This window comes from Streptomyces sp. NPDC002088 (assembly GCF_040296605.1).
Taxonomy (GTDB): domain Bacteria; phylum Actinomycetota; class Actinomycetes; order Streptomycetales; family Streptomycetaceae; genus Streptomyces.
The window spans coordinates 181,364-194,758 of record NZ_JBEOXO010000008.1 but is presented as its reverse complement, the minus strand read 5'-3'; the positions used below and the strand labels follow the sequence as shown (position 1 = coordinate 194,758).

Sequence of the window (13,395 nt, the reverse complement as noted above, 5' to 3'; positions counted from 1 at the left end):
CTGGCGGACAGCGCACATGGTACGTAAGAATGAGGACGTTATACGTAACACCATGGGGCGGTACGGAGCCTCGGACGAGGCGACGGAGGCAGGACATGGCCGCGGGATATCTGGAGATCCTCAGGGCGAGGCACGCCGTCCGGCTGCTGACGGGCACGCTCGTGGGCCGGCTGCCGAACGCCACCGCCGCCATCGCGATCGTGTTGTTCGTGCGCGCGGAAGGTGGCACGTACAGCCTGGCAGGGGCGCTGGCGGCGGTGTGCGGGGTCGCCAACGCCGTCGGGCAGCCGGTGCTGGGGCGGCTGGTGGACCTGTACGGGCAGCCGCGCGTCCAGCTGCCCGCCGCGCTCGCCTCCGCCGTCGCGATGGCCGCATTCGCCTTCATGGGCACCGACCCGCTCCCGCTCGCGTACGTGGGGGTGGCGGCGGCCGGGCTCTTCACGCCGCCCCTGGAGGGCGGTCTGCGGGCGCTGTGGCCGAGCGTCCTGCGCAGGGGGGACCAGGTGCACACGGCGTACGCCATGGACGCCATCGCCCAGGAAGTCATGTTCACCGTGGGCCCGTTGCTGGTGACGCTGTGCGTGTCGCTGTGGTCGGCGCAGGCGGCCCTGCTGGTCCTGAACGTGGTCGGTGTGCTGGGTGCGCTCTCCGTGGTCGTTTCGCCGCCCTCGCGCGCGTGGCGTTCGGCGCCGCGCGAGGCCCACTGGCTCGGCGCGCTCAGGTCGCCCGGCCTGCTGGTGCTCCTTGCCGCGTTCCTGTTCGTGGGGATCGCGCTGGGTTCCATCACGGTCGCCTCGGTGCCGTACGCGGACGACCACGGTGGTGACGCGGTGTACGGCTGGCTGATGGCGGCCATCGGGCTCGGTGCGCTGGTCGGCGGTGCGGTGTACGGGGCGCGGCGGTGGGCGGGGGTGCCGGAGCGGCGACTGCGGGTCCTCGTGGCGTTCCTGGCGGTGTGTTATCTGCCGCTCATGCTGATGCCGGGTGCGGTCGCGATGGTGGCGCTGACGGCGTTGGCGGGGGTGTTCCTGGCGCCCGCCATCGCCTGTGCGTTCGTCATCGTGGACCGGCATGCGCCGAGGGGGACGGTCACCGAGGCGTTCTCCTGGCTTGTGACGACGTTCACCGTGGGGGCGTCCGTCGGAACGGGGCTGGCGGGACCGGTCGTCGAGGCGGGCGGGGCCTTGTGGGGGTTCGCGGTTCCGGGGGTGGCGGGAGCCGTGTCCCTGCTGGTTCTGCTGGCCACGAGACGGGTCCTCGCAGCTCCCGCCGGGGGAGCGGTGGTTGCGGCTTCACCGGAAAATGATCCAAATCGTGCTGTCGAACCCCGTTTCAGCTCAGGGGATCGGGCGTAATGTTCAGTCATGGACCGCCGCATTTTCGGGCTGGAGAACGAGTACGGCGTCACGTGCACGTTCAGGGGACAGCGCCGCCTGTCGCCTGACGAGGTGGCGCGGTACCTCTTCCGCCGTGTCGTGTCATGGGGCCGCAGCAGCAATGTCTTTCTGCGAAACGGCGCCCGCCTCTATCTCGACGTCGGGTCACATCCGGAATACGCGACACCGGAATGTGACAATGTGACCGAACTGGTCACCCACGACAAGGCCGGCGAGCGCATTCTCGAAGGACTCCTGGTGGACGCGGAACGACGCCTGCACGAGGAGGGAATCGCGGGCGACGTCTACCTCTTCAAGAACAACACCGACTCGGCGGGCAACTCCTATGGTTGCCACGAGAACTATCTGGTGGCGCGGCACGGGGAGTTCTCCCGGCTCGCGGACATCCTCATTCCGTTCCTGGTCACACGCCAGCTTCTGTGCGGCGCGGGCAAGGTCCTGCAGACTCCGCGCGGGGCTGTGTACTGCGTCAGTCAGCGGGCCGAGCACATCTGGGAGGGCGTCTCCTCGGCGACGACCCGCTCCCGGCCGATCATCAACACGCGCGACGAGCCGCACGCCGACGCCGAGCGTTACCGTCGGCTGCACGTCATCGTCGGTGACTCGAACATGTCCGAGACGACGATGTTGCTCAAGGTCGGGGCCACCGACCTGGTGCTGCGCATGATCGAGGCGGGCACGGTGATGCGGGACCTGACCCTGGAGAACCCGATCCGGGCGATCCGCGAGGTCAGCCACGACATCACGGGCCGCCGCAAGGTACGCCTGGCCAGCGGCCGGGAGGCCTCGGCGCTGGAGGTACAGCGCGAGTACTACGAGAAGGCCGTGGACTTCTGTGAGCGCCGCGGCATCCGCACCGGCACCGTCGAGCAGGTCCTGGAGCTGTGGGGCCGCACGCTGGACGCGATCGAGGCCGAGGACCTCGACCGGATCGGTACCGAGATCGACTGGGTGATGAAGTACAAGCTCATCGAGCGGTACCGGGCCAAGCACAACATGACGATGTCCCACCCGCGGGTCGCGCAGATAGACCTCGCCTACCACGACATCCACCGTCGTCGTGGTCTGTACTACCTGCTGGAGAGGAAGGGTCAAGCAACCCGTATCTGCAACGACTTGAAGATCTTCGAGGGCAAGTCGGTTCCGCCGCAGACCACCAGGGCGAGGCTGCGCGGTGACTTCATCCGCAGGGCCCAGGAACAGCGCCGTGACTTCACGGTCGACTGGGTGCACCTCAAGCTGAACGACCAGGCACAACGCACGGTGTTGTGCAAGGACCCGTTCCGTTCGGTGGACGACCGGGTGGAGAAGTTGATCGCCGGAATGTGAGCGACGCGTTCCGCACATAGTGTCGGAGCGCAACACGGGCGCCGTACGTTTCCCGTACGGCGCCCGTGTTGCACCGTAGAGTTGCGCGCACGCCATCAACAAGATCGACCGATTACGAGGCCTTTACCGTGCGCCGACGCTCTCTCATTCTTGCCGCAGTGCCCGCTGGACTGGTCACGATCGCCGGATGCGGTGACGACAAAGCCGCTTCGAGCAAGGCGAGCGACAGCGCGTCGCCGTCGCCGTCGGCCTCGGGCACGTCGGCCGCTCCGCCGCCGAAGATCGTCGACGGTCCGCTGCCGGCGATCACCGCGGGCACCGCGTTCGGTGAGAAGCCGACGGTCGCCAAGGGCACCGGCGATCCGTCCGGCCAGCTCGCGGTCAAGACTGTGATTGCGGGCGGCGGCCAGACCGTCGCGGAGAACGACTACATCCAGGCGCACTACCTGGGGCAGATCTGGGACACGGCGAAGGTCTTCGACAACTCCTACGACCGTAAGACGCCGCTGGTGATCCAGCTGGCCCAGGGCAGCATCATCGACGGCTGGCGGTATGCCCTGACGGGGAAGAAGGCCGGTAGCCGGGTCCTGTTCTCGGTGCCGCCGACCTGGGGTTACGGCACGGGCGGCAACTCGCAGGCGGGCATCAAGGGCACCGACACGCTGGTGTTCGTGGTCGACGTGCAGGCGACCTTCAACGCGAAGAGCTCGGCCAAGGGCACGGACGTCGCCCAGGACGACGCGGACCTGCCCAAGGTCGGTACGAACACCGACGGCGGCGCGCCGTCCATCGAGGTGCCCAAGGTGGACCCGCCCACGAAGCTCGTGGCGAACTACGTCATCGAGGGCGCCGGCGACGAGGTGGGGGCCGAGGACAGCGTCCTGGTGCAGTACAAGGGCGTGCTGTGGGACAGCGGCAAGGAGTTCGACTCGACGTACGGCCGCAAGGCGCTGACGTCGTTCGGTCTTTCGCAGGTCGTCAAGGGGTGGGCGCAGGGCCTGACCGGTAAGAAGGTGGGCAGCCGGGTGCTGATCGTGGTCCCGCCGGACCTGGGTTACGGCGACAACCCGCCGAGTGGCAGCGGCATCAGCAAGGACTCCACGATGGTCTTCTCCGTGGACATCCTCGCGAAGATGTGAGGCCCGGAAGATGTAAGACTGTGACCGTTGCCTTACCGAAGACAAGCAGGAGCTAGAGACGTGAGCATCGAGAAGCCCGAGATCGACTTCCCGGGCGGCGAGCCCCCGGCGGACCTCCAGATCAAGGACATCTGGGAGGGCGACGGTCCCGTGGCGGAGGCGGGTCAGACCGTCACCGTGCACTACGTGGGTGTCGCTTTCAGCACGGGTGAGGAGTTCGACGCCAGCTGGAACCGGGGCACCCCGTTCCGCTTCCCGCTGGGTGGCGGCCGTGTCATCAAGGGCTGGGACCAGGGCGTGCAGGGCATGAAGGTCGGCGGCCGCCGCGAGCTGACCATCCCCGCCCACCTCGCCTACGGCAACCAGAGCCCGACCCCGGCGATCAAGCCGGGTGAGACCCTGATCTTCGTGGTCGACCTGCTCGGGGTCTGATCGCGGGGAGACCGGACCCGATCACCTGGGGCCCATGCCTGTCCGGGCATGGGCCCTCGGCTTTTGCCGTAGCACTTCGGAGCGGTACGGTCATCGGTCGGAAGCACCATAGGGAAGGTGAAGGGCGTCGATGGCCATTTCCAAGGCCGAGCGGCTGATGAACCTGGCGCTGTGTCTGCTGGGGACACGGCGGCCGCTCAGCAAGCGCGAGCTGCGCGATTCCATCGAGGCCTACGTCGAGGCCTCCGGGCCGGGAAAGGGCGCGGCCGGCTCGGACGACTCCTTCAACCGCATGTTCGAGCGGGACAAGGACGACCTGCGTGAGCTGGGCCTGGTCATCGAGACCGTCGAGAACCTCGACGGCGAGGTCGGCTACCTGGCCCGCCGCGACAGCAACCGCCTCCCGCCCATCACGCTCGACGCCGAGGAGGCCGCCGCACTCGGGCTGGCCGCCAAGGTGTGGCAGCAGGCGCGGCTGGCGGGCGCGGCCAGTGGCGCCCTGCAGAAGCTGCGGGCGGCCGGGCTGCCCGAGGACGTCGACCCGTACGAGGCCCATGGCGCCCTGGAGCCGCGCATCCCGGTGCACGAGGCCGCCTTCGAGCCGCTGATGCTGGCCTGCCGCGACCGCCGGCCGGTCGTCTTCGACTACCGCAAGGCCACCGCCGCCCACCCCGAGCCCCGGCATGTCGAGCCGTGGGCCCTGGAGTGCTGGCGCGGCCACTGGTACCTGGCGGGCTGGGACCGCGACCGGGGCGCCGAGCGCGTGTTCCGGCTGTCCCGGATCACCGGCAAGGTGCGCAGCCGCAGCGGCCGCTTCACCGCCGAGGTCCCCGACGTGGTCACCGTGCGTGAGACCGTGGCGAGCTGGGCGGGGGAGACCGCCGACCGCAGCGCGCTGATCCGGCTGCGCTCGGGCGCGGGGTACCCCCTTCGGGCGAAGGCCACCGCGGTGCGGGAACTCGGTGACGGCTGGGACGAGTTGGAGATTCCGTACGGGCACGGGCTGGACGCCTGGCTGGTGGAGTTCGGGCCGGACGTGGTGGTCCTGGAGCCCGCGGAGCTGCGGGCCGACGTGGTGGACCGGCTGCGCGCCGTGGCCAAGGGCTGAGGGGGAGCGAGCAACACAGTGGCAGGCAAACCGGTCAGGCCCACGAACGCCATCGACCAGACCCGGCGGATGCTCTCCCTGGTGACGTATCTCAGGGAGCGCCCGGGCGCCCGGATCGAGGACGTCGCGCGTGCTTTCGGGATCACCGAGGACGAGCTGGTCTCGGACCTCGACGTGCTGCCCATGTGCGGCACCAGCTTCCGTGGCGGCGACCTGCTCGACATCGACACCGACGGCGAGCGCATCTGGTGGCACAACCCGGCCGCGCTGGGGGCGGACGCGGCCGAGCCGCTGCGGCTGGCCGCCGACGAGGCGACCGCGCTGCTGGTGGCCGCCCGGGCCGTGTCGACTTTGCCGGGGCTGCGTGAGAGCGACCGGCAGGCGCTGCTGCGGGCGACCGCCAAGGTGGAGGCCTCGGCCGGCGAGGCGGCCGGGGCCAGTTCCCGGCTGTCGGTGACCTTCGAGTCCGAGGGCGGTGTCTTCGCCGACGTCGACCGGGCGATCTCCGAGCGCCGCCGCCTGTGGATCCGTTACTACTCGCCCGCGCGCGACGAGGTCACCGAGCGCGAGATCGACCCCATCCGGCTGGTCAGTGTCGGCCACACCTATGTCGAGGCCTGGTGCTACCGCTCGGAGGGCCGCCGCACCTTCAGGCTCGACCGGGTCGCCGAGATCAGGGTCCTCGACGAGCCGTCCGCGCCGCCCGAGGTCGAGCTGCGGGATCTGTCGGAGGGGCTGGTCCAGCCCGCCGCCGAGGATCCGGAGGTCGTCGTCGAGGTCGGCCCCGGAGGGCGCTGGGTCGCCGAGTACTACCCGCACGACAGTGCCGATGAGCTCCCGGACGGCGGCCTGCGTATCACCCTGCGCACGCCCGACCCGGCCTCGCTCAGACGGCTGGCGCTGCGGCTCGGCCCCGACGGCCGGATCGTCTCGCCTCCCGAACTGGCCGACAGCGCCCGCCGGGCGGCCCGTGAGGCGCTGGCGGCGTACGACGGGCTCGAAGAGACCGACGGGATCGCGGCGCGGGGGCCGCACGACGTGCGCGACGGACAGTACGACAGGCAGGAGCAGGGGCTTTGAGCGAGTCGGCGACGTCTGCGGTGCGGGGAATGTCGGTGGCGGCCGCGTTCGCCGGGATGAGGAGCGTGGCGCCGGTCGTGTTCAGGGCCGGCTGCCCGGACTGCCGGGGCCGCTTCGAGCTCGCCGCGAGCGCCCTGCGCCTGGCCATCGGCGCCACCAGCCGCACCACGTTCTACTCCTTCACCTGCCCCGACTGCGGCATGTCCGTCCGCAAGCCGGCGGGTGAGCGCATTGTGGAGCTGCTGACCGGGGGCGGGGTCAGCACACTGCGGCTGCACTCGACGTAGGAGCACGTGCACCGGGCGGCGAGGGACCAACTAGGCTCGGCCTCATGTTCTGGCCGATGTTCGCGGTAGCCGTGGGTTTCCTGGGTCTTGTGGTTCTCGGTGTGCTCGCCGTCCGGGTGTTCCTGGAGGCGCAGAGCCTCGGCCGACAGGTCGCGGACTCCGCGCGCCGCATCAACAGGGCGGCCGAGGATCTGGAGAAGGCCGCCGTGAGTACCGCCCGGGCTGTGGACTCGATGTGAGTCCTGCTGTGGTGCTCCTGTGAGTCCGGAGTTGGATGCGTTTTGGGAGACTTCGCCCTGTCACCCCGGCCGTGGGGGCAGGTACGCTGCTGGTCGCGGTGCGGAGAACGAGGCCCACATCGCGAACCGGGAGTACGCACGGGGATTGCCTCACGTTCACCCCTGAGCGTTACGATCGCTGACACACGATCGTTCGGACACTTGTCCGACCGGTCGGACAGCATCCCACCCCAGCCGCCTCGGTGAGAAGGTAAAGACTTATGTTCGGAAGGCTCGGAGCTCCCGAGATCATTCTCATCCTCGTCGTCATCATCCTGCTGTTCGGCGCGAAGAAGCTTCCGGACATGGCGCGCTCGCTCGGCAAGTCCGCGAGGATCCTCAAGAGCGAGGCCAAGGCCATGAAGGAAGAGGGCGGCAGCAACACCTCCGCCCAGGCGCCCACCCCCGACGAGCAGCCCTCGGCCCAGCGCACCATCCAGGCCGCCCCCGGTGACGTGACCAGCTCCCGCCCGGTCGCCGAGCCGACGGACACGACCAAGCGCTGACGCAGGGCCGGTGACCTCCGGCCCGCCGCACGAGATGGGAACGTGGGTTGCTGAAGTCCGCCCGCAGTCAGGAGAAGGACCCAGAGGGGCGGATGCCCCTCGCGGAACACCTTCGTGAGCTCCGCAACCGGCTCGCGAAGGCGATGCTCGCCATCGTCATCGTGACGGTCGTCGCCGCCTTCTTCTACAACGACATCATCAACTTCCTCACCAAGCCGATCCTCGACTCGGTCGGCTGCGGGAAGACCACCTTCGAGGAACTGGCGAAGTCGACGTCCAACGAGAAGTGTGCGCGGATCACCATCAACGGTCTCCTCGCCCCCTTCACGCTGGCCCTTCAGGTCTCCCTGATGGCCGGCGTCGTGTTCGCCGCTCCCATCTGGCTCTACCAGCTGTGGGCGTTCGTCGCGCCGGGTCTGCACCGGAGTGAGAAGAAGTACGCCCTCGCCTTCGTGGGGACCGGCTTTCCGCTGTTCCTCGGCGGCGCCTACTTCGCGTACCGGGTGCTGCCCACCACCGCCGCCGTGCTCATCGACTTCACACCCAGCGGCGTCGACAACCTGCTGCCGCTCGACGACCTGCTCCAGTTGGTCACGCGCATGGTGGTCGTCTTCGGGCTCTCCTTCGAGCTGCCCCTGCTGCTGGTCATGCTCAACCTGACCGGCATCATCACCGGCAGGCGCATGCTCGGCTGGTGGCGCGGCATGATCATGGGCATCACGGTGTTCGCGGCCGTGGCCACGCCCAGCACCGACCCCATCTCCATGTTGGCGCTGGCCGGACCGATCTGGGTGCTGTACTTCGGCGCGGTCGCTTTCTCGCTGGTCAACGACAAGCGCAAGCGCCGCCGCGAGGCCGCGGGCCCCGCCGACGACGAGGCCTCCGACCTGGATCTCACCCCCGAGGACATCGGCGAGGCCGAGGCCGTGTCGGTCGGCCGTGCGCTGCCGGAGCAGGCGAGCACGGACCGGGTCAACGGGTACGACGACGTGACCTGACGGGCGGGCGGCAGCTCGCGGGTCACTTCGATGACCAGCGACCTCGCCCGCCTCGTCCACTCCACCGCGGATCGCGGCCGGGGCGCCCACGCGGCGCTACCGGCCGCTTCCGCGTTGCGGGGGCGCCGACGGTGCGGTCGCGGGGGCCGACCGTGCGCCCCACACCCCGGGCCATGCCGGTCGTAGGGTCGTGAGCTGCGTGGATCCCGGGTTTCACAGGCACCGATCCGGATAATGATCGTCCTGTTGTCAGTGCGGCCCGGTACGCTCGAAAGCACGATGACAGAGGACCTCTCACCGGCCGAGCGGTACGCCGCAGCACGCAGGCGCGCTGCCGAGCAGGCCACCGCGCTCGCCTCCTTCCGCGAGATGTACGACTTCGGCCTCGACCCCTTCCAGATCGAGGCCTGCCAGGCGCTCGAAGGGGGGAAGGGCGTGCTGGTCGCCGCGCCCACCGGATCGGGCAAGACGATCGTGGGCGAGTTCGCCGTCCACCTCGCCCTGCAGCAGGGCAGGAAGTGCTTCTACACGACCCCCATCAAGGCGCTGTCGAACCAGAAGTACGCCGACCTGTGCCGCCGTTACGGCACGGGCATGGTCGGTCTCCTGACCGGCGACAACAGCATCAACCCCGACGCCGCGGTGATCGTGATGACCACCGAGGTGCTGCGGAACATGCTGTACGCCGGCTCGCAGACCCTCCTCGGCCTGGGCTATGTGGTCATGGACGAGGTGCACTACCTCTCCGACCGCTTCCGCGGCGCGGTGTGGGAAGAGGTGATCATCCACCTCCCCGAGTCGGTCACCCTCGTCTCGCTGTCGGCGACCGTGTCCAACGCCGAGGAGTTCGGCGACTGGCTCGACACCGTCCGTGGCGACACCGAGGTGATCGTCTCCGAGCACCGGCCCGTGCCGCTGTTCCAGCACGTGCTCGCCGGGCGCAGGATGTACGACCTGTTCGAGGAGGGCGAGGGCCACAAGAAGGCCGTCAACCCCGACCTCACCCGCCTGGCCCGCATGGAGGCGAGCCGGCCGTCGTACCAGGACCGCAGACGCGGTCGCGCCATGCGCGAGGCAGACCGCGAGCGCGAGCGCCGGCAGCGCTCGCGTATCTGGACGCCGAGCCGGCCCGAGGTCATCGAACGCCTCGACGCCGAGGGGCTGCTGCCCGCCATCACGTTCATCTTCAGCCGCGCGGCCTGCGAGGCCGCCGTACAGCAGTGCCTGCACGCGGGACTGCGGCTGAACGACGACGAGGCCCGCGCGAAGGTGCGCGAGATCGTCGAGGAGCGCACCGCCTCCATCCCGTCCGAGGACCTGCACGTCCTGGGCTACTACGAGTGGCTGGAGGGCCTGGAGCGCGGCATCGCCGCCCACCACGCGGGCATGCTGCCGACGTTCAAGGAGGTCGTCGAGGAACTGTTCGTCCGCGGCCTGGTGAAGGCCGTGTTCGCCACCGAGACCCTCGCCCTCGGCATCAACATGCCCGCCCGCTCGGTGGTGTTGGAGAAGCTCGTCAAGTGGAACGGCGAGCAGCACGCCGACATCACCCCCGGCGAGTACACGCAGTTGACCGGCCGCGCCGGCCGGCGCGGCATCGACGTAGAGGGCCACGCGGTCGTGCTGTGGCAGCGCGCCATGAACCCCGACCACCTGGCGGGCCTCGCCGGCACGCGCACGTACCCGCTGCGCTCCAGCTTCAAGCCGTCGTACAACATGGCGGTCAACCTGGTCGATCAGTTCGGCCGGCACCGCTCGCGCGAACTGCTGGAGACGTCCTTCGCGCAGTTCCAGGCCGACAAGTCGGTCGTCGGGATCTCCCGCCAGGTACAGCGCAACGAGGAGGGCCTGGAGGGCTACAAGGCCTCCATGACCTGCCACCTCGGCGACTTCGAGGAGTACGCGCGGCTGCGCCGCGAACTCAAGGACCGGGAGACCGAGCTGGCCCGGCAGGGCGCGGCCCAGCGGCGCGCCGAGGCCGCTGTCGCGCTGGAGAAGCTCAAGCCGGGAGACGTCATCCATGTGCCGACCGGCAAGTACGCCGGTCTGGCGCTGGTCCTGGACCCGGGGCTGTCCGCCGGGCGGTCCAACGGCCATCGGGGCTTCGAGCACCACGACGGGCCGCGGCCGCTGGTGCTGACCGCCGAGCGGCAGGTCAAGCGGCTCGCCTCGATGGACTTCCCGGTGCCCGTCGAGGCGTTGGAGCGGATGCGGATCCCGAAGTCCTTCAACCCGCGTTCGCCGCAGTCCCGTCGCGACCTCGCGTCCGCGCTGCGCACCAAGGCCGGGCACATTCCACCGGAGCGGGCCCGCAAGCAGCGCTCCCAGGCCGCCGACGACCGGGAGATCGCCCGGCTGCGCACCGCGCTCCGAGCCCACCCCTGCCACGGCTGCAACGAGCGTGAGGACCACGCCCGCTGGGCCGAGCGCTACCACCGGCTGCTGCGCGACACCTCGCAGCTGGAGCGCCGCATCGAGGGCCGGACGAACACGATCGCCCGCACCTTCGACCGCATCGTCGCGCTCCTCACCGAGCTCGACTACCTGCGCGGCAACGAGGTGACCGAGCACGGCAAGCGGCTCGCCCGGCTGTACGGCGAACTCGACCTGCTGGCCAGCGAATGCCTGCGCGCCGGCGTCTGGGAAGGACTCGCCCCGGCCGAACTCGCCGCGTGCGTCTCGGCGCTGGTGTACGAGGCGCGGGTCGGCGACGACGCGCTGGCGCCGAAGCTGCCCTCCGGCAAGGCCAAGGCCGCGCTCGGCGAGATGGTCCGCATCTGGGGCCGGCTGGACGCACTGGAGGAGGACTTCCGGATCAACCAGACCGAGGGCGTCGGTCAGCGCGAGCCGGATCTCGGCTTCGCCTGGGCCGCGTACATGTGGGCGTCCGGCAAGGGCCTCGACGAGGTGCTGCGCGAGGCGGAGATGCCGGCGGGCGACTTCGTGCGGTGGTGCAAGCAGGTGATCGATGTGCTCGGCCAGATCTCCGCGGCTTCTCCTGCGGAGGGCTCGACTGTGACGAAGGCTGCGCGGAAGGCTGTTGATCTGTTGCTGCGGGGGGTTGTCGCCTACTCGTCGGTGGGGTGATCCTTCGGTGAGCGGGTGCGGGTTGACTGTGGCTGGTCGCGCCCGCGCGGCGGAGCCGCATCATGTCAGGGCCCCGCGCCCCTTTGCGGAGTTGTCCGACTCAGCGATTCAGGTATGACCGCCAGCCTCCGTACCCCGTGATGTCTTCGGCGTCATTGAGGCCGCCCGGCTCGCACAGGAAGCCGGGGACTCGGGTGCCGTCCGCGAGTTCCACGCTGCCCAGGGTCATCGGGCGGGGGAGTGTGGCCAGCAGTTGGCCGAGGCCCTCTGCCGGTAGGCGCCATACCTCCGTCTCGATCGCCGCGCCGCCCTCGCCCATGTGCACAAGGCCCGGCTTGGGCGGGGTCGTCGACAGGGCGTGCAGGCGGTAGACGGGGGCCGTGGTGGTCGTGCGATCGAGGCGGGCGCCGAGGGCGAGGAGCTGGGGGTTGAGGGGCTGGCCCGTCAGGTGCGCGCCCATCACGGCGAGCCGGGTCTCCGGTTGCAGGAGAGCGGCGATCCTTGCCAGCCGCTCGTCCGTGAACGCCCGGCCCACCAGCATCACGCCGAAGGGGAGGCCGTTCGCCTCGCCCGCCGGGACGGCGACCGCGGCCAGGTCGAAGAGGTTGGTGGAGTTGGTGAAGCGGCCCAGGCGGGCGTTGGCGCCCAGCGGGTCGGCGGCGACCTCGGCGAGGGTGGGGTGGCCCGGTGTGGTGGGCAGCAGCAGGGCGTCCGCGTCGGCGAGCTCCGTGAGCGCGCGGGTGCGCAGGGCGGCAAGGCGGTCCTGGTCGGCGTAGAGCTGGTGGGCCGGGATGTCCCGGGCGCGGGTGATGATGCCGGCCACGGTGGGGTCGAGGCCCTCGCCGCCCGCTGCGATCAACTTGTCGACAAAGCTCCCTACCGCCGTGTATCGCTCGGCGACGAACGCGCCCCCGTAGAGCATGGCGGCGGCCTCGGTGAACGGGGAGAGGTCGACGGTCCGTACGTCGGCGCCCGCCGCCGCGATCTGCGCGACGGCCGCCTCGTAGGCCTCGGCCCAGCCCGCGTCGAGCTCCCCCAGCTGCTCCGGCGCCGGGACCGCGATGCGCCACGGGCCAGGAGTGCGCGGGGGAAGCGCCGGGAGGACGCGGTCGGGCGGTGAGGCCATGTGCGCCAGCGCCTCCTCGGCCTCCCGGAGCGTACGCGCGAACACCGTCACGCAGTCGATCGAGGCGCAGGCCGGGACCACGCCCGTCGTCGGGACCAGGCCGCGGGTGGGCTTGAGGCCGACGATGCCGTTGAAGGCGGCCGGGACCCGGCCCGAGCCCGCGGTGTCCGTGCCGAGCGCGAGGTCGACGATCCCGAGGGCCACCGCGACGGCCGAGCCGGAGCTGGAGCCGCCGCTGATCCGCTCCGGGTCGTGCGCGCCCCGGACCGCGCCGTAGGGGGAGCGGGTGCCCACCAGGCCCGTCGCGAACTGGTCCAGGTTCGTGGTGCCGAGCACGAGCGCGCCGGCCGCGCGGAGCCGGGCGACGACCGGGGCGTCGGCCTCCGGCGCGTAGGCGTACGCGGGGCAGCCGGCGGTCGTGGGCAGGCCGGCCACGTCGATGTTGCCCTTCGCGGCCAGCAGGCGCCCGGCGAGCGGGAGCCGTTCGCCGGCGGCCACGCGCTCGTCGATCGCCCGGGCCTCGGCCTCGACCTCCGCGCGCGGCCGCAGGTCGATCCAGATCTCGGGGCGGTCGACGGCCTCGATGCGCGCGTAGGCGGCACGGACTCGGGACAGGGTGGGGGACATA

Annotated in this window: 12 protein-coding genes; 11 read left to right on the top strand and 1 reads right to left on the bottom strand. The window is 70.4% G+C overall.

Features of this window, described 5'->3' with window-relative positions:
• The first annotated feature begins 95 nt into the window (after positions 1–95).
• The 11 genes from ABT114_RS19430 to ABT114_RS19375 all read left to right on the top strand — a co-directional run bounded on the left by ABT114_RS19430 (position 96) and on the right by ABT114_RS19375 (position 11,641).
• Positions 96–1,355, top strand: coding sequence for an MFS transporter (locus ABT114_RS19430; protein WP_351144029.1), 1,260 nt, complete (start codon positions 96–98; stop codon positions 1,353–1,355).
• Between the two features lie 9 nt (positions 1,356–1,364).
• Complete coding sequence (pafA, locus tag ABT114_RS19425; RefSeq protein ID WP_340382033.1) at positions 1,365–2,726, top strand: Pup--protein ligase; 1,362 nt, start codon at positions 1,365–1,367, stop codon at positions 2,724–2,726.
• A 128-nt stretch (positions 2,727–2,854) separates the two neighbouring features.
• A complete protein-coding gene (locus ABT114_RS19420) occupies positions 2,855–3,865 on the top strand; it encodes an FKBP-type peptidyl-prolyl cis-trans isomerase (RefSeq protein ID WP_351144028.1) in 1,011 nt (336 codons plus the stop codon).
• Between the two features lie 60 nt (positions 3,866–3,925).
• On the top strand, positions 3,926–4,297 hold the full coding sequence (locus ABT114_RS19415; RefSeq protein WP_351144027.1) for an FKBP-type peptidyl-prolyl cis-trans isomerase: 372 nt from the start codon (positions 3,926–3,928) through the stop codon (positions 4,295–4,297).
• A gap of 130 nt (positions 4,298–4,427) precedes the next feature.
• Entirely contained in the window at positions 4,428–5,405 is a 978-nt protein-coding gene (locus ABT114_RS19410; protein WP_351144026.1) for a helix-turn-helix transcriptional regulator, read from the top strand.
• 18 nt (positions 5,406–5,423) lie between these two features.
• A complete protein-coding gene (locus tag ABT114_RS19405; RefSeq protein WP_351144025.1) occupies positions 5,424–6,485 on the top strand; it encodes a helix-turn-helix transcriptional regulator in 1,062 nt (353 codons plus the stop codon).
• Positions 6,482–6,772 (top strand): hypothetical protein, encoded by a 291-nt coding sequence (locus ABT114_RS19400; protein WP_351144024.1) that lies wholly within the window; start codon positions 6,482–6,484, stop codon positions 6,770–6,772. The genes ABT114_RS19405 and ABT114_RS19400 overlap by 4 nt, the downstream gene beginning before the upstream one ends.
• Positions 6,773–6,816: 44 nt before the next feature.
• Positions 6,817–7,011 (top strand): hypothetical protein, encoded by a 195-nt coding sequence (locus ABT114_RS19395; protein ID WP_351144023.1) that lies wholly within the window; start codon positions 6,817–6,819, stop codon positions 7,009–7,011.
• 260 nt (positions 7,012–7,271) lie between these two features.
• Complete coding sequence (gene tatA / locus ABT114_RS19390; protein ID WP_351144022.1) at positions 7,272–7,556, top strand: Sec-independent protein translocase subunit TatA; 285 nt, start codon at positions 7,272–7,274, stop codon at positions 7,554–7,556.
• A gap of 47 nt (positions 7,557–7,603) precedes the next feature.
• Positions 7,604–8,554, top strand: a complete 951-nt coding sequence (gene tatC, locus ABT114_RS19385) for a twin-arginine translocase subunit TatC (protein WP_351144021.1) — start codon at positions 7,604–7,606, stop codon at positions 8,552–8,554.
• Positions 8,555–8,788: 234 nt separating this feature from the next.
• The gene (locus ABT114_RS19375; RefSeq protein ID WP_351144020.1) at positions 8,789–11,641 is read left to right on the top strand and encodes a DEAD/DEAH box helicase; all 2,853 of its coding nucleotides are present in this window, start codon (positions 8,789–8,791) and stop codon (positions 11,639–11,641) included.
• Between the two features lie 100 nt (positions 11,642–11,741).
• Here ABT114_RS19375 and atzF read toward each other — a convergent pair whose 3' ends face one another.
• Positions 11,742–13,394, bottom strand: a complete 1,653-nt coding sequence (atzF, locus tag ABT114_RS19370) for an allophanate hydrolase (RefSeq protein WP_351144019.1) — start codon at positions 13,392–13,394, stop codon at positions 11,742–11,744.
• Position 13,395 lies beyond the last annotated feature (1 nt).

Coding starts and splice junctions, on each gene's coding strand:
- ABT114_RS19395 (WP_351144023.1), top strand. CDS start 6,817: ATGTTCTGGCCGATGTTCGCGGTAGCCGTGGGTTTCCTGGGTCTTGTG.
- tatA (WP_351144022.1), top strand. CDS start 7,272: ATGTTCGGAAGGCTCGGAGCTCCCGAGATCATTCTCATCCTCGTCGTC.
- ABT114_RS19410 (WP_351144026.1), top strand. CDS start 4,428: ATGGCCATTTCCAAGGCCGAGCGGCTGATGAACCTGGCGCTGTGTCTG.
- ABT114_RS19430 (WP_351144029.1), top strand. CDS start 96: ATGGCCGCGGGATATCTGGAGATCCTCAGGGCGAGGCACGCCGTCCGG.
- ABT114_RS19375 (WP_351144020.1), top strand. CDS start 8,789: ATGATCGTCCTGTTGTCAGTGCGGCCCGGTACGCTCGAAAGCACGATG.
- pafA (WP_340382033.1), top strand. CDS start 1,365: ATGGACCGCCGCATTTTCGGGCTGGAGAACGAGTACGGCGTCACGTGC.
- atzF (WP_351144019.1), bottom strand. CDS start 13,394: ATGTCCCCCACCCTGTCCCGAGTCCGTGCCGCCTACGCGCGCATCGAG.